Source organism: Oscillospiraceae bacterium (genome assembly GCA_015068525.1).
GTDB lineage: Bacteria > Bacillota > Clostridia > UMGS1840 > HGM11507 > SIG450.
In genome coordinates, this window is the sequence record SVKJ01000005.1 from 15,625 (window position 1) to 36,538 (window position 20,914).

The 20,914-nt window shown below is 30.1% G+C and carries 20 protein-coding genes and 1 other RNA gene; all 21 read right to left on the reverse strand.

All coding sequences use genetic code 11. From position 1 onward, the window contains the following. Window positions 1–11: 11 nt before the first annotated feature. Window positions 12–275, reverse strand: an RNA gene (ffs, locus tag E7419_02610) — signal recognition particle sRNA large type. Window positions 276–364: 89 nt separating this feature from the next. Next, a complete protein-coding gene (locus E7419_02615; GenBank protein ID MBE7014083.1) occupies window positions 365–1,882 on the reverse strand; it encodes a 2,3-bisphosphoglycerate-independent phosphoglycerate mutase in 1,518 nt (505 codons plus the stop codon). Between the two features lie 19 nt (window positions 1,883–1,901). Beyond that, a complete protein-coding gene (locus E7419_02620; GenBank protein MBE7014084.1) occupies window positions 1,902–2,651 on the reverse strand; it encodes a triose-phosphate isomerase in 750 nt (249 codons plus the stop codon). 17 nt (window positions 2,652–2,668) lie between these two features. Then, window positions 2,669–3,856, reverse strand: a complete 1,188-nt coding sequence (locus E7419_02625) for a phosphoglycerate kinase (protein MBE7014085.1) — start codon at window positions 3,854–3,856, stop codon at window positions 2,669–2,671. Window positions 3,857–3,969: 113 nt separating this feature from the next. Then, window positions 3,970–4,458 (reverse strand): tRNA (uridine(34)/cytosine(34)/5-carboxymethylaminomethyluridine(34)-2'-O)-methyltransferase TrmL, encoded by a 489-nt coding sequence (gene trmL / locus E7419_02630; GenBank protein ID MBE7014086.1) that lies wholly within the window; start codon window positions 4,456–4,458, stop codon window positions 3,970–3,972. A gap of 5 nt (window positions 4,459–4,463) precedes the next feature. Then, complete coding sequence (locus E7419_02635; protein ID MBE7014087.1) at window positions 4,464–5,558, reverse strand: aminotransferase class I/II-fold pyridoxal phosphate-dependent enzyme; 1,095 nt, start codon at window positions 5,556–5,558, stop codon at window positions 4,464–4,466. Between the two features lie 92 nt (window positions 5,559–5,650). Then, window positions 5,651–6,142 carry an Lrp/AsnC family transcriptional regulator gene (locus tag E7419_02640; protein ID MBE7014088.1) on the reverse strand — a complete coding sequence of 164 codons (492 nt, stop codon included), beginning with the start codon at window positions 6,140–6,142 and terminating at the stop codon, window positions 5,651–5,653. 16 nt (window positions 6,143–6,158) lie between these two features. Continuing rightward, window positions 6,159–7,595, reverse strand: coding sequence for a nicotinate phosphoribosyltransferase (locus E7419_02645; protein MBE7014089.1), 1,437 nt, complete (start codon window positions 7,593–7,595; stop codon window positions 6,159–6,161). Next, window positions 7,588–9,348, reverse strand: a complete 1,761-nt coding sequence (locus E7419_02650; protein ID MBE7014090.1) for a fibronectin/fibrinogen-binding protein — start codon at window positions 9,346–9,348, stop codon at window positions 7,588–7,590. Before E7419_02650 ends, E7419_02645 begins: the two co-directional genes overlap by 8 nt. An 11-nt stretch (window positions 9,349–9,359) precedes the next feature. Beyond that, window positions 9,360–10,640, reverse strand: a complete 1,281-nt coding sequence (locus E7419_02655; protein MBE7014091.1) for a transcription termination factor Rho — start codon at window positions 10,638–10,640, stop codon at window positions 9,360–9,362. 18 nt (window positions 10,641–10,658) lie between these two features. After that, a complete protein-coding gene (locus E7419_02660; protein MBE7014092.1) occupies window positions 10,659–11,582 on the reverse strand; it encodes a magnesium transporter CorA family protein in 924 nt (307 codons plus the stop codon). Beyond that, complete coding sequence (locus tag E7419_02665) at window positions 11,579–12,259, reverse strand: hypothetical protein (protein ID MBE7014093.1); 681 nt, start codon at window positions 12,257–12,259, stop codon at window positions 11,579–11,581. Before E7419_02665 ends, E7419_02660 begins: the two co-directional genes overlap by 4 nt. 8 nt (window positions 12,260–12,267) lie before the next feature. Next, window positions 12,268–13,416 (reverse strand): hypothetical protein, encoded by a 1,149-nt coding sequence (locus E7419_02670; protein ID MBE7014094.1) that lies wholly within the window; start codon window positions 13,414–13,416, stop codon window positions 12,268–12,270. Further along, a complete protein-coding gene (gene truA / locus E7419_02675) occupies window positions 13,409–14,146 on the reverse strand; it encodes a tRNA pseudouridine(38-40) synthase TruA (GenBank protein ID MBE7014095.1) in 738 nt (245 codons plus the stop codon). The genes E7419_02670 and truA overlap by 8 nt, the downstream gene beginning before the upstream one ends. 15 nt (window positions 14,147–14,161) lie before the next feature. Next, a complete protein-coding gene (locus E7419_02680) occupies window positions 14,162–14,980 on the reverse strand; it encodes an energy-coupling factor transporter transmembrane protein EcfT (GenBank protein MBE7014096.1) in 819 nt (272 codons plus the stop codon). Then, complete coding sequence (locus E7419_02685) at window positions 14,970–15,839, reverse strand: energy-coupling factor transporter ATPase (GenBank protein ID MBE7014097.1); 870 nt, start codon at window positions 15,837–15,839, stop codon at window positions 14,970–14,972. Before E7419_02685 ends, E7419_02680 begins: the two co-directional genes overlap by 11 nt. A 2-nt stretch (window positions 15,840–15,841) precedes the next feature. Next, complete coding sequence (locus E7419_02690; protein ID MBE7014098.1) at window positions 15,842–16,681, reverse strand: energy-coupling factor transporter ATPase; 840 nt, start codon at window positions 16,679–16,681, stop codon at window positions 15,842–15,844. Window positions 16,682–16,723: 42 nt separating this feature from the next. After that, window positions 16,724–17,596: an SAM-dependent methyltransferase gene (locus E7419_02695; GenBank protein ID MBE7014099.1), complete on the reverse strand. Its 873-nt coding sequence runs from the start codon at window positions 17,594–17,596 to the stop codon at window positions 16,724–16,726. Window positions 17,597–17,693: 97 nt separating this feature from the next. Continuing rightward, window positions 17,694–19,799: a ribonuclease R gene (gene rnr / locus E7419_02700; protein ID MBE7014100.1), complete on the reverse strand. Its 2,106-nt coding sequence runs from the start codon at window positions 19,797–19,799 to the stop codon at window positions 17,694–17,696. Window positions 19,800–19,863: 64 nt separating this feature from the next. Continuing rightward, entirely contained in the window at window positions 19,864–20,109 is a 246-nt protein-coding gene (gene secG, locus E7419_02705; protein MBE7014101.1) for a preprotein translocase subunit SecG, read from the reverse strand. A gap of 90 nt (window positions 20,110–20,199) precedes the next feature. Continuing rightward, a complete protein-coding gene (locus E7419_02710; protein MBE7014102.1) occupies window positions 20,200–20,859 on the reverse strand; it encodes a ComF family protein in 660 nt (219 codons plus the stop codon). Window positions 20,860–20,914: the final 55 nt, after the last annotated feature.

A 20,914-nucleotide genomic window follows, 5' to 3' on the forward strand; every position in this document is an offset into this window, starting at 1 on the left:
AATATAAAAAACCGTACAATCAAAACTCGAATATCAATAATATGCGGAACTTTTGCAGCCGGCTCGGATTCGGCAACCTTAGGGCACATACTAAAAATTGCTTATCGCTGCTTCGTTCCCGACCTGACGAGGTTCACAACATAGTATTGCATAAGACCAAATCTTCATCACTACTTACAAACACCAGCCACACTATTAATACCCTCATAATGATATTCACCCCTGCTATAGCGGATTGCAGGTACAGGGCACCGCTAACTCCCCAGCTAGTACGGAATGGTATATTAACCTAATAAAATTAGGATAATATCATATTATAATTATACTATATATATAATATTTTTACAAGTTATTTATTAAAAAATTATTTAACAATTAAGGAAGTTCCTGTCATTTCTGCAGGTTTTTCAATACCCATTATATCAAGCATTGTAGGGCATAAATCAGAAATTCTTCCTTCTTTTAATTTTATATTATCTTCACCAATGATAATAAGTGGCACAGGATTTGTTGAATGGGCAGTAACAACTCCCTGTTCTTCGTTCCACATAAGATCAGCATTACCATGGTCAGCTGTAATTAATGCAACTCCACCTTTTTCGATAATTTTATCAATAACCTGACCAACGCAATCGTCGACTGCTTTTACAGCTTTTACCGCTGCATCAAAATCACCTGTATGACCAACCATATCACAGTTTGCAAAATTAAGAATTATAACATCATACATATCTTTTTCAATACGCTCAATAACATTATCCTTAACTTCATACGCAGACATTTCAGGCTGCATGTCATAAGTTGCAACTTTAGGAGATGCAATAAGGCACCTGTCTTCCCCTTCGTAAACTTCTTCTTTACCACCGTTAAAGAAGAAAGTTACATGTGCATATTTTTCGGTTTCTGCAATTCTTAATTGCTTCAAACCTTTTTTACTTACTATTTCACCGAATGTATTAATAAGTTCTTCAGGTTTAAATGCAACTGAAACATTAGGCATCGTTGCATCATACTGTGTGAAGCAAACATACTTTACAGGGAAAAATCCTTTTTCTCTTTTAAAACCATCAAAGTTTTCGTCAACAAAAGTTCTTGTAATTTCTCTTGCTCTGTCAGGTCTGAAATTAAAGAAAATAACAGAAGAGTTTTCTTCAATTGCTTCAGCGCCATCAATTACACAAGGAATAACAAATTCGTCCACCACTTCATTTTTATATGAATTTTCAATAGCAGTTACTGCATCAGGTGCGTTATCTCCTTTTAAAAGCACCATTGCATCATATGCTTTCTGAACCCTTTCCCATCTGTTGTCACGGTCCATAGCATAGTATCTTCCCATAATAGTTGCTATTTTACCTACGCCTGTTTCTTTAATTTTTTCTTCTAATTCTTTAATATAATCAATTCCACTTGAAGGAGGAACATCTCTTCCGTCAAGTAAAGCGTGAACATATACTCTTGTAAGGCCATTATCTTTTGCGAGTTTTAAAAGTCCATAAAGGTGTTGGTTATGAGAATGAACACCGCCGTCTGATAAAAGACCTATTAAATGAAGTGCAGTATTATTATCTTTACAGTTTTTTATTGCATCTAAGAACTCTTTCTTCTCAAAAAAATCGCCGTCTGAAATAGATTTTGTTATTCTTGTAAGTTCCTGATATACAACTCTTCCTGCACCAATATTTGTATGCCCTACTTCAGAGTTACCCATTTGACCATCAGGTAGTCCGACATCCATACCGCTGGCAGATAATAATGTATTAGGATACTTTTTTAAATATCCACTGATGTTACCTTCTCCTGCGGCAAAGATAGCATTTCCCTTTTCAGTTTTATTATACCCATATCCGTCAAGGATAAGAAGTGCTATAGGTTTTTTCATATTAATTTATCCTTTCAAATTAACAAAAGTCCACTATATTAGAAAAATCTTCTGATTTTAATGATGCTCCGCCAATCAAGCCACCATCGATATCAGGTTCTTTCAATAATTCATCTGCATTTTTAACATTCATACTGCCGCCGTAAAGAATTTTGATTTCATTAGCAATTTCTTCGTTATACAGATCTTTTACACATTCTCTGATATATTTGCAAACTTCATTTGCCTGTTCACATGTAGCAGTTTTACCTGTTCCTATAGCCCAGATCGGTTCATAAGCAAAGACTACTTTTTTAATATCTTCTATAGATACGTCTTTCAGTGCTTTTTCAACCTGACCTTTAACTAATCCAAGAGTTTCGTTGTTTTCTCTTTGTTCTAAAGTTTCACCAACGCAAACAATAGAAATAAGATTTTTTTCAATTGCTTTTAATACTTTTTTATTAACTGTTTCATCGGTTTCATTATAATATTCTCTTCTTTCTGAGTGACCGATAATAACATAAGTTACGCCAAGTTCTAAAAGCATATCTGCTGAAATCTCACCTGTATATGCTCCGTTATCAAGAAAATGCATGTTTTGAGCACCTACTTTAACAGGTGTTCCTTTTGTTAATTTTACAGCATCTGATATACTTGTATATGGTACACATATAACAACGTCACAGTTAGGTTCAGTAACTTTTTTTGTAATTTCCTCAACTAAAGTAACAGTTTCACTAACTGTTTTATTCATTTTCCAGTTTCCTGCAATTAAAATTTTTCTCATGGTTTTATTCCTCCGTCTTATTTGTCATTTAATACATCAATTCCAGGAAGAACTTTACCTTCTAAGAATTCCAAAGAAGCGCCTCCACCTGTTGAAATATGGGTCATTTTATCAGCAAAACCAAGTTGTTCAACTGCAGCAGCAGAGTCACCGCCTCCGATAATTGTTACAGCATCTGCTTCAGCCACAATTTTAGCAATTGATTTTGTACCATTTGCAAAATTAGAAAATTCAAATACGCCCATAGGTCCATTCCATATAATAGTTTTAGCATCTTTTAATGTTTCTTCAAATAAAGCAACTGATTTTTCGCCAATATCAAGTCCCTGATATCCGTCAGGAATTTTACCTGCATCAGCAAGTACAATTTCAGTATCATTGCTAAATTCTTTACCGCAAACATTATCAACTGGTAAAAGAAGTTTAACGCCTTTTTCTTCTGCTTTTTTAATAAGTTCTTTTGCAAGTTCAACTTTATCGTCTTCACAAATTGAATCTCCGATATTACCACCTAACGCTTTAGAGAAAGTATATGCCATACCTCCACCGATAACAAGTGCATCAACTTTTTCAATTAAGTTTGTGATAACACCGATTTTATCAGAAACTTTTGCTCCACCTAAGATTGTAACAAAAGGTCTTGCAGGATTAGATAAAGCTTTACCCATAATATCAATTTCCTTTTTAATTAAGTAACCGCATGCTGAAGGTAAAAATTCGGCAACACCTGCTGTTGATGCGTGTGCTCTGTGCGCTGTACCAAACGCATCATTAACATATAAATCAGCCATTGATGCTAATTCTTTTGAGAATTCTTTGTCATTATCAGTTTCTTCTTTGTGGAATCTGACATTTTCTAAAACAAGAACTTCTCCTTCTTTTAGTTCATTTGCAAGTTTCTTTGCAGAAGGACCGATAACATCTTCAGCAATTTTAACATCTTTGCCTAAAAGTTCAGCCAGTCTTTTTACTACAGGTTTTAAACTGTATTTTTCATTAAATTCTCCCTTTGGTCTTCCTAAATGACTGCAAAGAATAACTTTTGCATTATTATCAATTAAATATTTAATTGTTGGTAATGCACCGACAATTCTATTATCGTCAGTAACATTTTTGTTTTCATCAAGCGGAACATTAAAATCTACACGTACTAAAACTTTCTTTCCGCTAACCTGAAGGTCTTCTACTGATTTTTTGTTTAACATAATATCACCTCATAAATTTTTCTTTATTTAAAAATACATTTTTATCACACTTTTAATATTTTACTATATTTTTTCAAAAATTTCAACAAAATATGTTAAATTATTAACACATTTTAATATTTTGTCAATTTTCCGGTATTTTTAAGTTCCTTAAAATTATGCTGACGCATTGCTTCATAAGCAATAATTGCAACTGAGTTTGATAAATTAAGGCTTCTTGCATCAGAAATCATAGGTATACGCATTGCATATTTCATATTATCAAAAAGCAGTTTTTCATCAAGTCCTTTGGTTTCCTTACCAAATAAAATAAATGAATTGTCTTCATATGAAATATCACAATATGTTTTATCTGCTTTTGTTGTTGCGAAATACATTCTTTTATCTTTATTTATTTCCATAAACTCGTCAATGTTTTCATATACTTTAATATCAAGTAAATGCCAGTAATCCAGCCCTGCTCTTTTAACATGCTTGTCGTCTATAGAAAAGCCAAGCGGTTTTACAAGATGAAGTGTTGCTCCGATTGCTGCACATGTTCTTGCGATATTTCCTGTATTCTGAGGAATTTCAGGTTCAACGAGTACAATATTTATAGCCATATTTTTTACCTTACTTCCTGTTTAATATAGTTAACAAAACTTTCTATTTTTTTAAGTGCTTTCTTGATTTTGTCAAGTGAATATGCATAAGAAATTCTAACATAACCTTCTCCGCACTCACCAAATGCATTTCCCGGAATAACTGCCAGTTTTTCCTTTTCCAAAAGTTTTTCGCAAAATTCATTTGATGAAAGACCTGTTGATTTTATACATGGAAATACATAAAATGCCCCTAACGGCTCAAAACATGAAAGACCAAGTTTATTAAGCCCATCAACTAAAACACGTCTTCTTATATTATACTCTCTTTTCATCATTTCAATATCGCCGTCTCCGTATTTTAACGCTTCGATTGCTGCATATTGACTTGTAGTTGGAGCAGACATAATAGCATACTGATGTATTTTAATCATAGCAGCTATGATATCTTTGTTGCCAAGCGCATATCCTAATCTCCAGCCTGTCATGGCATAAGATTTTGAAAATCCGTTAATAACAATGGTTTTTTCTTTCATTTCAGGAAACTGTGCAATAGATGCATGTTCTTTTTCGTATGTAAGTTCTGAATATATTTCATCAGATATTACCATTATGTTTTTATCTTTTATTACTTCTATAATTTCCTCTAAGTCTTCTTTTGTCATTATAGCACCAGTCGGATTGTTTGGATATGAAAGAATAAGAAGTTTTGTTTTATCTGTTATTTTTTCTATCAGTTCTTCTTTTGTGAGTTTAAAATTATTTTCCTCTTTAGTAGTTATTGTAACAGGTGTTCCTCCTATAAGATTAACACAAGGTTTATAACAAACAAAAGAAGGTTCAGGAATTAAAACTTCATCACCCGGTTCAATTAATGCTCTTATTGCAGCATCAACTGCTTCACTGCCTCCAACTGTAACAAATACTTCATTTTTAGGATTGTATTTTATATTATATTTCCTTAAATAGCAATTAGCAATTTCTTCACGAAGTTCCATTAATCCCCAGTTGGATGTGTAGTATGTATGACCATCTTTTAAAGATTCAATCCCTGCATTTCTTATATGCCAAGGTGTAACAAAATCAGGTTCTCCAACTCCTAAAGAAATAGCATCCTCCATTTCATTTACTATATCAAAAAACTTTCTTATTCCTGACGGAGGTATATTTTTTACAACATTTGAAAGAAAGTCTTTTGGTTCTTTAATATTGCTCAAAGCGAAATCACTCTTCTTTCATCAGTCTTTTTTTTGTTTAATACTATTCCATCTTGTTTATATTTTCTTAAAACAAAATGTGTTTTTGTTGAAATAATTCCCGTCATTGGAGAAATTTTTTCAGCAACAAAGAGGGCGATATCTTTCATACTGTTTCCATCAATTTCAACTAAAATATCAAAACCACCCGACATAAGAGTCACAGATGAAACCTGAGGAAATTCTCTTATAATATTATCAGCAATTTTTTCAAACCCCATACCCTGTTCAGGAGTAACATTCAGTTCTATATATGCAGTAACTCTGTCATCTCCTATTTTATCCCAGTCAATTAAAGTTTTTGAACCGAAAATAATTTTTTCTTTTTCAAATTCATTCATTATTTCTTCAACAGTTTTTTCATCTGTTGCAACCATAACTGCAATTTCTTCATTAGTAAGTTTAGCATCTTTTTCAACAATGCTTAAAATTTGTTTTTTTAGTTCCATAATATTTACACTCCTTTTATTTTGAATTTTCTTCTAAAAGATTTTGTTTAATTTTCCATAAGTTTTGAGATAAGTCTACATAATACTTATGAGGATTTTCAAATCTTTTAACTTCATCCCAAATCTTAGAAAGTTCATTTATACTATATTCTCTTATATCATCAAGTTTGGGAACATCATATATAAGTTTACCCTTATCCATTATTTTTACAAGCAATTTTTCTGCTTTGAAATCAACTATGGTTTTTTTCTTCCATGTATATTCCGGATCAAATAAAACATAAGGTGATTTTTCATCTATAACTTCGTCATGAAGTGTTATAACATCAGCTATTGCATTTTTTGTTTTATTGTCGTAAAGTCTGTAAAGATTTTTAAAAGAAGGATTTGTAATTTTACCTACATTTTCGCTGATTTTAATTTTCGGGATTTCTTTACAATCCTTAAATACTGATACTAATTTGTATACACCGCCAAAAACAGGTTCTGACTTTGATGTAATAAGCCTTTCCCCAACACCAAATGTATCAATTTTAGCTCCTTGATCTAAAGTGTCCCTTATAATTATTTCATCAAGAGAATTTGACGCAATAATTTTCACATCATAAAAACCATTTTTGTCAAGTTCTTCTCTGATTTTTTTACTTAAGTATGTTATATCTCCGCTGTCAATTCTGACACCTTTGGGTCTATATCCTTTTTTAACAACAACTTCATTAAAAACTTTTATTGCATTAGGAAGACCTGATTTTATGACATTATAAGTATCAATAAGGAGTGTGCAATCATTCGGGAAAATATTTGCGTATGTTTTAAAAGCCTCATATTCACTGTCAAACATTTGAACCCAACTGTGTGCCATTGTTCCAAGCGCAGGAATATTAAACATTTTATCAGTTATTGAACAGGATGTTCCAACACAACCCCCAATGTATGCTGCTCTGGCTCCGTATATTGCACCGTCTTTTCCCTGAGCACGTCTGGAACCGAATTCCATAACTGCCCTGCCTTTTGAGGCTCGTACAATTCGTGATGCTTTAGTCGCAATCAATGATTGGTGATTAACAGTTAAAAGCAGCATTGTTTCAATAAGTTGAGCCTGAATGACAGGTCCCCTTACAACAACTAATGGTTCGTTAGGAAAAACAGGAGTACCTTCTTTAACAGCCCATATATCACATTCAAACTTAAAATTTTTAAGATATTCTAAAAAACCTTCACTGAATATCTTTTTACTTCTTAAGTATTCTATGTCATCATCTTCAAACTTTAAATCTGAAAGGTATTCAATAAACTGTTCTAAACCTGCAAAAATAGCATATCCGCCATTATCCGGCACTTTTCTGAAAAACATATCGAATGTAACAATAGTATCTTTATGTCCGCTGTCAAAATATCCTTGCGACATTGTAAATTCATAAAAATCTGCAAGTAATGTTAAATTCTTAATCATTTAAATCTTCTCCGTTTTTCTGGTTTTGTTTTTTAGATACAATTATTGTTTTATAATTAGTATATGTTACCATCCCGGGTTTTCCTCCGGGAATCTTTTTAACATATTTTATATTGGTATAATCAACTGTTATTTTATCATTAGAATCTTTTGAAAAGAAACCTGCATATTCTGCAGCTTTTAAAATTGCAGATTCTGAAAAGTCACAACCTTTATATTTTAAAAGTACATGAGAACCGGGATAATTTTTTACATGAAACCATAAATCATTTCCTTTAGATAGTTTGAATGTGATATATTCATTCTGTTTACTGTTTTTACCTACTAAAATTTCAAAACTATCTTCGGTAATAAAGGACATTATATCTAATTTTTCCTGTTTTTTTCTCTTATTTATATTCTTTTTGTTAGTTTCTATATATCCCTCATTTGATAATTCATCTTTTATATCATCAATATCTTTTTGTGACTGAGCTTTTTCTAAGAAAGCAAGTTCGCCTTCAAGATATATCAATTCATTTTTTGATTTTTCTATTTGTAAAACTGCTGTTTCTATTGCCTTTTGCCCTTTTTTATATAGTTTATAATATTTTTCAATATTTTTTGATGGCGAAAGTTTTTCGTCAAGTTCTATTGTTATATCTTCATTTGAATAATAATTATAAAGGTTTACAGACTTTTCTCCTCCTTTTAACATATATATGTTAGCAGATAAAAGTTCTCCTTTCAACTTATATTCATCATACTTATCTTTATTTAGAATTATATCGTTGTGTATATCAATTTTTTTCTTTATTTTTTCTATATGGTTATTTATAAGTTTAGTTAAATTCTGACTTCTTATTTTGATCTTTCGTGAAAAATGAAGTTCATTATAAAAATTATCAATCATTTCACTTGGACTGTCAAAATAAACTCTTTTATAAAGTTCTCCGTATTGTTCAAGTTTTATTACTGAAAAAAACTTCGGTGTACCAAATGAATCATATAATATGTTAGGTGTATAGTTATTGTTTTTAAATTCAGCTAAAGACATTTTTATTTGATTAAATAAGGTTGCTTTCTTTATAAGGTCATTTTTTAAAAGAATTTCTTTACAAGAGTTTAAACCTTTGTACGCGATTTCTCGCGAAACAATGGGAGATATTCCAACAAAATTATCAATCATAAATTTATCGGCATTAATCTCATTGTCTGAATATAATATATCTCTTATTTCATCTTCGTTATATTCACTGAAATATTTTTTATCCTGCTCGGGTGCGTTTTCATATACAAGTCCCGGCAACAATTGCCTTTTAGATGACACAGTAAAGTCAATATGCTTTACACAATCAATTATAGTATTATCACTATTTAAAAGGATTATATTACTGTGCCTTCCCATTATTTCTACAACAAGATATTTTGTTACAGCATCGCCAAGTTCATTATAAGAACTTATGCCAATTTTTAATACTCTGTCAGTTCCGGCTTGGGTAAATGATAAAATTTTCCCCGATGAAATATGTTTTCTAAGGAGCATACAAAAAAGCGGAGGTGTGTCAGGATTTACATAACTGTTTTTTGTTAAATTTATTCTTGGATAATTAGAATCGGCACTAATGAACAATTTATAGTTTTCCTTATAACCTCTTAGTGATAAAACTATTTCGTCTTTTTCGGGCTGATAAATTTTATCAATTCGTAAGTCTTTTAATTTTATATTAAATTCATTTATCAGCGCTTTTAAAACCAAACCGTCAAATGCCACTTTGTTTCTCCTTATAAATTAAAATTTTTGTTAATTTCTAAAACCATTTCCTTATTGTCTTTTGAATTGATAATTCTATTGATTAAATTTTCAGTTACATCAAAAGAATTTTTATCACTCATAGCTTTTCTTAAATTCCACATAGCCTGCATTTCATCTTTATCAAGCAACAAATCTTCTCTTCTTGTGCCTGATTTAGTTATATCTATTGCAGGGAAAATTCTTTTTTCGGAAAGTTTTCTGTCAAGATGAACTTCCATATTTCCTGTTCCTTTAAATTCTTCAAATATAACATCATCCATTCTGCTTCCTGTTTCTATTAAAGCAGTAGCAAGAATTGTTAAAGAACCTCCGTTTTCTATGTTACGTGCTGCACCAAAAAACTTTTTAGGTTTATATAAAGCAGCAGGATCAAGACCTCCCGATAATGTTCTTGCAGAAGGTGTTATGGTTAAATTATAAGCACGTGCAAGTCTTGTCAGACTGTCAAGAAGTATAACGACATCTTTTTTATGTTCTACAAGACGCATTGCTCTTTCCAAAACCATTTCGGAAACCACGGTATGATTTTGAGGAAGTTCATCAAAAGTTGAATAAATTACCTCTGCATCAATACTTCTTTTTATATCTGTAACTTCTTCAGGTCGTTCGTCAATTAAAAGAACAATCAAAGTTATTTCAGGATTATTTTTTGTTATACTGTTGGCAATATCTTTTAAAAGCGTTGTTTTACCTACTTTAGGAGGTGCAACAATCATTCCCCTTTGTCCTTTGCCAATTGGTGCAATAAGGTCAATAAGACGCATTGGATATCCATTCTTAGATACCTCTAATTTTATTTTTTCATCAGGAAAAATTGGTGTCAGAGAATGAAAATCCTGTCTTTTTATAGCTGCAACAGGAGAGTCGTTGTTTATTTTATCTATATATATAAGAGCAGCAAATTTTTCTCCTTCTCTTTGCATTCTTGATTTTCCTAAAATCCAATCCCCTGTTTTTAGGTTGAATTTTCTTATAAAGGTAGGAGAAACAAAAACATCATTTGGTCCTGATAAATAGTTATCACTTCTTACAAACCCATAACCATCCTCTAAAACTTCTAAAATTCCTTCAACATGAGAAGAAAAATCATTTTCGTTATTTTGTTGTGGTGTTTTTAATTCCTGTGCTTTTAATATTTCTTCTATAAGTTCTGCTTTCTTATATTTTGAAATATTTTCAATAGACAATTCTTTCGCATATTCTTTTAAATCACTAAGTTTTCCGTTAAGTAATTCACTTTTTGTTTTCATTTATTATTCCTTTCTTTATTATAACATACCTCGTTTATTTAAGAAAAGTGCAACTATAACTGTTGTTGCAAGCGATAGTCCAAATGGAAACCAAAAATTTGCTAAAGGTAAATTAACAACATTCATTCCGTAAAAAGATGCAATCATAGTTGGAACAGCCATTAAAATTGTAATTGATGTTAAAACTTTCATTACAATATTTAAATTGTTTGATATTACCGAAGCAAAAGCATCCATAGTTCCGCTAAGAATACTGCTGTAAATGTTCGACATTTCGATAGCCTGCTTTGTTTCAATTAAAACGTCTTCAATAAATTCCTGATCGTCTTCATACATTTTGATATATGAACCTCTTTGAAGTCGTTTAATGGTTGATTCATTTGCTTTTAATGATGTTGAAAAGAACACAAGGCTCTTTTCTAAATCAAGCAGTTGAATTAATTCTTTATTTTTTAATGATTTATGAAGTTCTTTTTCAATATTTGATGATCTTCTGTCTATTTGTTTAAGATAAAAAAGAAATCTTGTTGACACTTTATAAAGAATTTGCATAATAAAGCGTGTTTTTAAATTTGTATAAACATTTCTTACAGTTCCTGAGATAAAACTGTTTATGGAAGATGTATCTTTAATGCAAACAGTAACAATACACTGAGGAGCAGTTATTATTGCCAGAGGAATTGTTCCGAAAATAACTTTATTGTCTTCATTTTCCAAAGTTGGAACGTCAATAAGAATAAGAGTTTGATCATCTTCTGACTCAACACGGGAAGTTTCTTCAATATCCAATGGAGCACTTAAAAATCCCATATCGAGATTATAACTGTCATTTAAAAAAAGAAGTTCTTCTTTAGTGGGTTCAACCACGTTTATCCAACATCCATTTTCAAAGTCATTAATTTCTTCAATTTTTAAATCTATTGTTTTGTAATACTTAATCACTTAAAATCACCTCTTATAATCGGATATGTTGGTTTAAAACCTAATATATCAACATTTTCATTATACATTATTTTACAAATATATGATTTTTCCATATCTTTTCCCACAAAATCGTATATTTTTGTTGTCGGAAAATACGAAATAACCATAATTATAAGATAACAAATAAATATACCTTGTACAAAACCGAAAAAAGCACCTAAAATCATATTTATTGGGCCTATAATAATTATTTTATTTATAAAAGTCCCTAATTTCCGAACAAAGAAAGCAAGTATCGACAGACCAATAAATAGAATAATTATACTTATAACATTTACTGTCAAGACAGCAAGTGCGTCTGTTGCCGTTGATAGAAGATTATCTATAGCATTTTTTGAAGATACAACAATTGACTCTTTTAAAAATGACGGAAGTTCAGAAAGAAATTCGGGTATTGATGTAAAAAGAAGATTGTTGTTTTGCAAAGTAGAACTAAGCCAGTTATGTATTATATCATATAAAGAAGTAGAAATTAAAAATTTCGATACAGTTGGATACAAAAACCAGGTCAGAATTCCAACAATAAAAAACGAAAGCAAATCAAATATTGCTTTTACAAGACCTATTCTCAGACCTCTTATTACAAAAAATGCTATAATAAGTATAATTATTATACCAATAAAAGATACATTCATACTATCACCTAATTAACAATTCTTATTTCTGAGTTTCCTATCAAAACAAATTTATTTTTTAAAAAGAATGCTTTTTGCAAATCTTTATTATAGTCGATTTTTCGAAGTAACATTCCGTTTTTTGATAGCAAAATAACTTCTCTTAAGCTACATATTAAAATATTTCCGTTGTCAGAATCAATATTTAATATATCATATTCCGATTCATAGGAACCAACTAAATTTCCTTTGTTGTTAACGACCTCAACAACGGTACCGTTACCACTTTTACTTCCAAAAGAAAGTGCTATGGAACCATTACTTAATTGTTTATAACAAGTAAGCATTTTATTGTTAAAATTATATGAATTAATAAGTTCTCCGTTTACATTAAAATAGTATGTTCCTACATCACTAAGAACTATAATATTATTTTTGTTATAAAAATTTATATTAGTGAAAAAAGTATTTTCAAAAGTCATTTCACTATAAGGATCAGCATTTGAAATATCAAAGAAAATAATTTTTGAGTTAAAAATACCGGTTGATAATTCAGAGGTAACTATGACAAGTTTATTCGTTGCAGCAGAATATGTTGCATCTAAAATGTTATTAACGCCCGAATGCCATTTGAATTTTTCTTTACCGTCATAAGAATATAAAATTACCTGGTTTTTTGCATTTGAATCTTCAGCAATAACCAAAAACTCTCCATTATTAAAAGGTTTGGCAAAAATGATTTTGGAATTTATATTTATTGTTGCAGTTATTTTATTGTTATTAAATACAATTGCTCCCACGCCACCTTTATCATATGCAATAACATAATCGTCACATGCTTTTAAATTAAGATTATTATAATGGGAAACTGAAGCGGAAATAGTAGAAAATTTATTAAATTCTACCTGTTCGCCCTTTATATTGTAAGCTGTAATATTATTTCCTGAAGTGGTTATGAGTACATTTTTAAACCTTATAAATTTTGGAGAAATACTTTCATTTAAAGTAATTATAGGATTATTATCAGATATTGGATTGCCTGCTTTATAATATAAACCTTTAATAAATTGATTATTAACGAGAAAATATCCTATTAGAACAATAAATATAATTAAAATAATACTGATTATTCTCTTTTTCCTTTTTTTCAGTCTTTTTGCTCTTCTTTCACTAATCATAAACAACCTCTTTTAAAAACAAACCATGAGCCGGAACTGTCATACCGGCAAGTTCTCTGTTTTTATTTAGTATAATTTTTTTTATGTCATCAGGATTAAGTTTGCCGTTTCCGACATTTACAAGAGTACCTACTATTATTCTTACCATATTATATAAAAATCCGTTTCCGCAGACCTCTATTTCAATAAATTCATCTTTTACTATAATGTCTATATTATATATAGTCCGGACTGTATCAATAATAGGACTTCCCTGTGCCATAAAACATTTAAAATCGTGTGTGCCTTCAATGAATTTTTTTGCAAGAATCATTTTTTCAACATCTAATGGAATTTTATAATGATAAGTAAATCTATTGTAAAAAGGATTTTTGATTTTAGCAGTGCTTATTATATATTTATATGTTTTATTTTTTGCAGAAAATCTTGAATGAAAATTTTCATCAGCCTCAGTACAAGTCAGAATTGATATATCAGGAGGTGTAACAGTATTTAGCGCAACAGGAAATTTATCGCATGGAATACTTGAGTTTGTTTTAAAGTTAAATGTATAACATATAGCGTGAACACCCGCGTCGGTTCTTCCGCAACCAATTATATCAACATCTTCTTTGGTAAGTTTAAAAACTCCGTCTTTTAGTGCTTTTTCAATTGTAATATCCTCTTTTTGAATTTGAAAACCATGATAATTTGTACCGTCATAAGACATGGTAAATTTCAAATTTCTCATAATATTACCCTTTCTTTAAAATCCTTTGAATTCAAATGGAGTATATCCTATATAGATAGCAACACCCATAAATAAAATAAATATAAGCGATGCATATAAATCTCTTATTCCAGGTTTAGAAGTACGAAGTCTTGTTCGGTTTACTCCGCCGTTATAACATCTTGACTCCATAGCCACAGCAAGTTCGTCTGCTCTGCGAAATGCGCTGATAAAAAGCGGAACAAGAACAGGGATAACTGCCTTTCCCCTTTTAATAAGTCCTCCTGATTCAAAATCAGAGCCTCTTGCCTTCTGGGCTTTTATAATTTTATCAGTTTCTTCAATTAAAGTAGGAATAAATCTTAAAGCAATGCTCATCATCATTGCAAGTTCATAAGCAGGTACACCTATTTTAACAAACGGTTTTAAAAGTTTTTCTATACCGTCAGTAAGCATAATGGGTGATGTGGTATATGTTAAAAGAGAACTTCCGATTACAAGAAAGATAATTCTCAGTGCCATAAAAAGCGATGTAAAAATACCTTCATAAGTTACATCCCATATAATAAAAGTGAATGCTTTTTCTCCTCCGGTCATAAATAAATTTAAAATAACCGTGAATATTACAAAGAATAAAATCGGTTTTATACCTTTTATTAAAAATTTAAAAGGAATGTTAGAACATTTTACTGTTAATATCAGAAATATTAAAATAATTAAAAATCCAACAAAACCTTTAATAAAGAAAACTGAAATCATAAAAAGCAAAGTTAAAATAATTTTAATTTGGGCATCTAATTTATGAACAATAGATGACACAGGATAAAATTGCCCTAGTGTAATATCAGAAATCATTTGATTTACCTCCTTTTTTAAGAAGGTCTTTTATAACTTCTTTGGCTCTTTCTACAGTATAAACATCATCGGGAATATCGTATCCTTGTTTTTTAAGTTCTAAAAAAACTTTTGTAACAGTCGGGATACCTAATCCTATTTTATTTAAATCATAAGCTTTTGAAAAAATATAGTTGCGAGGGCCATCCATTACTACTTTACCTTTATTCATAACAATAATTCTTTCAACATTATTTGCAATATCTTCCATACTGTGAGATACTAATATAACTGTCATATTAGTTTTTTTATGAAGTTCTTTAATACTCCTTAGTATATTTCTTCTTCCTCTAGGATCCAAACCTGCTGTTGGTTCATCTAGAATTAATATTTCAGGCTTCATAGCAAGAACTCCTGCGATAGCAACTCTTCTTTTTTGCCCTCCTGAAAGATCAAAAGGAGATTTTTTTAAAAGTTCTTCTTTAACGCCTGAAAGTTCAATGGCCTCATAAACTCTTGAGTTTATCTCCTCTTCATTGAGTCCCATATTCTTAGGGCCAAAAGCAATATCATCAAAAACAGTTTCTTCAAAGAGTTGTGATTCGGGATACTGAAAAACAAGACCAACTTTAAACCTTAAATCTTTCAAATCATTTTTCTTGTCAAAAATATTTTTACCATCAACTAAAATTTCACCCTGAGTGCCTTTTAAAAGGCCGTTAAGATGCTGAATTAAAGTTGATTTTCCTGAACCGCTATGACCAATTAAGCCTATAAATTCTCCTTGTGAAATTTTTATATTTATATCAGATATTGCTTGTTTAGAAAAAGCAGTATCCGGCATATATGTATGGGATAGATTTTTGATATCTAAAACCACTTCTATTCCTCCAGTAATTTCTTAAGTTCTAAAACACATTCTTTAACAGTTAAATTTTCAAACGATACTCTGATACCATCTTTATACAGTTCATATAATAACTCTGTTGTTTGAGGAACATCTAAACCAATAGATTTAATCAGCGTAACATTTTCAAAAATTTTTTTTGGAATATCATCAAGTAAAATCTGACCGTTATCTAAAACAACAACTCTATCCGCTAAAATTGCTTCTTCCATATAATGTGTAATAAGAACAATGGTAAGCCCATATTCTTTATTTAATTTAATCAAAGTATCAATAACTTCTTTTCTTCCCAAAGGATCCAACATTGCTGTTGGTTCGTCTAAAACAATACACTCGGGTCTTAATGCGATTACTCCGGCAATAGCAACTCTTTGTTTTTGCCCACCCGATAATTTGTGAGGGGCATCTTTTCTATAATCAAAAAGACCAACAGATTTAAGAGCATAATCAACTCTTTCTCTTATTGTTTCAGGTTCAACTCCTAAATTTTCAAGTGCAAAAGCAACATCATCTTCTACAATAGTAGCAACAAGCTGATTATCGGGATTTTGAAATACCATACCAACATTTTTTCTGATATCAAAAATTTTTGATTCATCTTTGGTATCTATTCCATTAACATAGCAAGTTCCGCCTGTAGGTAATAATATTCCGTTAAAATGTTTAGCCAAAGTAGATTTACCGGAACCATTATGCCCTAAAATACACAAAAATTCGCCTTTTTTCACACTAAGATTAACGTTGTCTAAAACAAGTTGTTTTTCTTCTTTATCATAAATATAAGATAAATCATTGGTTTTAATTAAATTGCTCAACTAAAGTCCTCCAAAATTATTACAAAAACTATATATAGATTATTAATTCACAGCTTCCCATCTTCCTGTAGAGCCACAAGGAAGTATATATGGACTGTTTTCAACAGGTATTCCTAACTCTTCTGCAGTAACTTTGCCTTTAAATTTTTTATTAACCGTCATAGATAAAATATTATATAAAACGGTGGGGGCAAATCCTGTAGTATAAGAATTTACAATAAAGAACAAAGGAGTATCGGACAATACATCTGTAAGTAAATTAACAAGGTCGTATATTTTATCTTCAAGTTTCCATATTTCACCGTTAGGACCTCTGCCATATGACGGAGGATCCATTATTATAGCATCATATTTATTATTCCGTCTTATTTCTCTTTCAACAAATTTAACAGCATCATCAACTATGTATCTGATTTTTTTATCTTGAAAATTATTGGCATAAACATTATCTTTACACCAGTTCATTATTCCTTTTGATGCATCAACATGACACACTGATGCACCTTTTGATAAAGCAGCAATAGTAGCTCCGCCTGTATATCCAAAAAGATTTAATACTTTAATTTCTCTATTGGCATCTGATATTTTATCCATTATAAAATCCCAATTTGCCGCTTGTTCAGGAAATAAACCTGTATGCTTAAATCCGGTAGGTTTAACAATAAACTTAAGATCTTTATAAGAAATTGTCCAGTTATCAGGCAATTTCTTATTCTTCATATCCCAATTGCCCCCGCCTTTATTACTTCTTATATACCTTCCGTTTGCATTTTTCCATTCTTTTTCATTGTGTTTAATTTTCCATATAACCTGAGGGTCGGGGCGCACAAATATATAATCTCCCCATTTTTCAAGTTTTTCACCGTCACATGTATCAAGTATTTTATAATCTTCCCAATTATTTGCTAACCACATATTTATAACCTCATAAAAAATACAAATACTTTATAATATATCTTCAAAATATTATAACATAAAAAAGCCTTAATTAAAAGGCTTTTTTTAAAAAATATTATACTTTTTTTACAAGTTCAAAATTTACTTCCATAAGTTGAGGATTAGCATCTTTTACTTTTACTAAAACATTATCTCCGATTGTATATTTTCTTCTGAATTTTTCTCCTGAAGCAACATAATTTTTTTCATCAAAAATATAATAGTCATCTCTTAAATCTTCGTATCTTATAAGTCCTTCGACAGTATTTTCAAGTTCAACAAATATACCGAAGTTAGTAACCGATGATATAACACCGATAAATTCTTCACCTATTTTACTCATCATATAAATTGCCTTCTTAATATCTTCGGTTTCCCTTTCAGCATTTTCTGCAATTCTTTCTCTTTCTGATGTGTGATAAGATGCTTTATCAATATACGAGATGTATTCTTCGGTTATATCCTCGTCAAACTCATTATTTAATATCATTTTAAGAATTCTGTGAACTATTAAATCAGGATATCTTCTTATGGGTGACGTAAAATGACAATAAAACTTACTTGCTAACCCAAAGTGACCTTTGTTTTCAATTGAATATTTTGCTTTCATTAAAGAACGGAGCATAATTGTCTGAATAATTTTTTCGTTCTTATCCCCTTTTATTTTATCCAGCAGTTCAAGTAATGTTTTAGGATGAATACCGTCATTTCCTCCTTTAAGAGTATATCCCATATTTTTTATAAAAATTTTAAACTTATCCATTTTTTCAGGATCCGGTTCTTCGTGAATACGATATATTAAAGGTTTATTCTGCCAATATACGTATTCTGCAACGGTTTCATTAGCAAGGAGCATAAATTCTTCAATAATATAATTTGATACAGATAAAGTATATTTCGTTATTTCAACAGGATTGTTGTTTTTATCATAAATTATTTTACATTCGGGAAAATCGAAGTCCAGACTTCCTCGTTTTTGCCTCTTCTTCCTTAAAATCATAGCAAGAGATTCCATGTTTAAAAGAAGTGAATTTAATTTTTTGTCACACTTTTTATTTTTTGTAAGAATTTCTGTTACTTCATTATATGTTAATCGGTATTTAGAATTTATAACAGACTCTTTAAAGTCATAATCAAGAATTTCTCCTTTTTTATTTACGGTTATAAAAACAGACATAGTAAGTCTGTCAACTCCTGGATGAAGACTGCATATTCCGTTTGACAACTCTTTAGGAAGCATCGGGACCACCCTGTCTGCAAGATATACACTCGTTCCCCTTAAATATGCTTCTTTATCAATATTTGTGCCTTTATGAACATAATGGCTTACATCAGCGATGTGAACACCTAAAATATATTTATCTTCTATTTTAAAAAGTGAAATGGCATCATCTAAATCTTTTGCATCTTCACCGTCAATAGTTATAACAAGTTTATCTCTTAAATCGAGTCTGCCCGTTAAATCCTTTTCGGAAATAGTTTCACTAAAAGAATTTAATTCATTTAAAACTTTTTTAGGAAAAATATAAGGTAAATCATATTTTTTTATTACAGACAAAACATCATTTCCATCTTCAAAAAAATTTCCTAAAACCTCAGTAATTTTACCTTCAGGTTTTTTGTCATAATTACCGTAACTTAATATTGAACATACAACTTTATCGCCATCTTTAGCAGTCAGCCAATTTTTCTTTGAAATAAAAATATCTTTATCAAATTTTTTATCATCAGCAATTACAAAACCAAAATTTTTATTTTTCTTAAAAGTTCCTACGACGGATATATTTTTTCTTTCAAGAACATCTGTTATAACTGCTTCGGCACGTTTATCGGCAGTTTTTTCTTTTACAATCTTAAATTTTACTTTATCGCCGTTTAATGCATTTTTCTTTGACTCTTTTGCAACAAAAAAATCATACTCAAAATCGCTTGATGATATAAAACCAAACCCTTTATCATGACCTATAAATTCTCCCTCATATAAGTCGGCATTGGTATTATATTTATATCTTTTCTTCTTGGTTAAAATTATTTTCTTTTCAGAAAGCAAAATACCAAGTAATGTTTCTAGTTCAGTTATATCTTCATCTTTTACATCAAGCATTATAACAAGTTCATTAAATGAAAAGGGTGTAATTTTATTTTCTTTTATAAAATTATATAATTTTTCCTTACGTGTCATTTTTTCTCCTTATAAATTAAAAATCTCGCCCAGCAGGACGAGACTTAATATTATGACATATAAATTAATATTTAGATACAAAAGTAAGCACTAAAGATAAAACAACAAATAATACTGCTGAAATCTTAGTAATTGTTCTAAGTATGCCATTTAAAGTTCTGCCTTTACCTTTGCCGAAAAATGTTTCAGCACCTCCTGCAATACTGCCGGATAAACCATAAGAATTGCCTTCCTGCAATAATACAGTTACTATAAGTACTAAACAAACTAATATTTGAACTACATATAAAACAGTTTTTAATGTTTCCATTATATTCCCTCCATAATTTTTTTCAACTTAGATCATTTTACCACATATTTTTTAAAATTACAAGTAATTTTTTAAAAATTTATAAAAACCTCATTTAACTATACATAGTGTAGATGAAATAACAGATTTTGCACCACTTAATTTTAACATTTTTGCACACTCATTAACTGTTGCTCCTGTTGTCATAACATCATCTAAAAGAAGAATTTTCTTTCCACTTATAGTTTGTTTATAACTATTGTTAATTCCAAAAACTCCTCTTACATTTTTATATCTTAATTTTCCTGATGTCAGACTTTGTTTATCATTTTCTCTGGTTTTATAAATGCAGTTTTTAAGCATTTTAATATTTAAAAGTTTAGACATATCTTTGGATATAAGTTCCATTTGATTATATCCTCTTTTATAAAAAGTCTTCTTATTTACCGGAGGGTATACTATGTAATCAATGTCAGAAATTTTATCTTTAATATTTTCATACATCAGTTTGGCAAATGGTTTATAGTACCACATTTTCCCGGCAAACTTAAACTTTTTTAGTGCTTCTTCAATGTTTCCGGAATAAGTAAAAGCGGGATAATTTACATCAATATATGTTTTATGTGTTCTGCATGATAAACATATTTTATGTTCGCCATAAATTTCTCTTCCGCAAATAAGACAAACTTTATCTTCTGTAAACGGAAGCTTGTAGTAACATTTTTTACAATAGTATTTATTGTTATTATCTAAAGGTTCATTGCAAAACATACATTTTTTTGGATAAAAAATATTTAAAATAAAATTCAGCAAATTATATCACTCA

Excerpts from the sequence above, each read along its gene's own strand:
- E7419_02615 (MBE7014083.1), bottom strand. The coding sequence starts at position 1,882 with ATGAAAAAACCTATAGCACTTCTTATCCTTGACGGATATGGGTATAAT.
- E7419_02620 (MBE7014084.1), bottom strand. The coding sequence starts at position 2,651 with ATGAGAAAAATTTTAATTGCAGGAAACTGGAAAATGAATAAAACAGTT.
- E7419_02625 (MBE7014085.1), bottom strand. The coding sequence starts at position 3,856 with ATGTTAAACAAAAAATCAGTAGAAGACCTTCAGGTTAGCGGAAAGAAA.
- trmL (MBE7014086.1), bottom strand. The coding sequence starts at position 4,458 with ATGGCTATAAATATTGTACTCGTTGAACCTGAAATTCCTCAGAATACA.
- E7419_02635 (MBE7014087.1), bottom strand. The coding sequence starts at position 5,558 with ATGGAGGATGCTATTTCTTTAGGAGTTGGAGAACCTGATTTTGTTACA.
- E7419_02640 (MBE7014088.1), bottom strand. The coding sequence starts at position 6,142 with ATGGAACTAAAAAAACAAATTTTAAGCATTGTTGAAAAAGATGCTAAA.
- E7419_02645 (MBE7014089.1), bottom strand. The coding sequence starts at position 7,595 with ATGATTAAGAATTTAACATTACTTGCAGATTTTTATGAATTTACAATG.
- E7419_02655 (MBE7014091.1), bottom strand. The coding sequence starts at position 10,640 with ATGAAAACAAAAAGTGAATTACTTAACGGAAAACTTAGTGATTTAAAA.
- E7419_02665 (MBE7014093.1), bottom strand. The coding sequence starts at position 12,259 with ATGAATGTATCTTTTATTGGTATAATAATTATACTTATTATAGCATTT.
- E7419_02670 (MBE7014094.1), bottom strand. The coding sequence starts at position 13,416 with ATGATTAGTGAAAGAAGAGCAAAAAGACTGAAAAAAAGGAAAAAGAGA.
- truA (MBE7014095.1), bottom strand. The coding sequence starts at position 14,146 with ATGAGAAATTTGAAATTTACCATGTCTTATGACGGTACAAATTATCAT.
- E7419_02680 (MBE7014096.1), bottom strand. The coding sequence starts at position 14,980 with ATGATTTCTGATATTACACTAGGGCAATTTTATCCTGTGTCATCTATT.
- E7419_02695 (MBE7014099.1), bottom strand. The coding sequence starts at position 17,596 with ATGTGGTTAGCAAATAATTGGGAAGATTATAAAATACTTGATACATGT.
- rnr (MBE7014100.1), bottom strand. The coding sequence starts at position 19,799 with ATGACACGTAAGGAAAAATTATATAATTTTATAAAAGAAAATAAAATT.
- secG (MBE7014101.1), bottom strand. The coding sequence starts at position 20,109 with ATGGAAACATTAAAAACTGTTTTATATGTAGTTCAAATATTAGTTTGT.
- E7419_02710 (MBE7014102.1), bottom strand. The coding sequence starts at position 20,859 with ATGTTTTGCAATGAACCTTTAGATAATAACAATAAATACTATTGTAAA.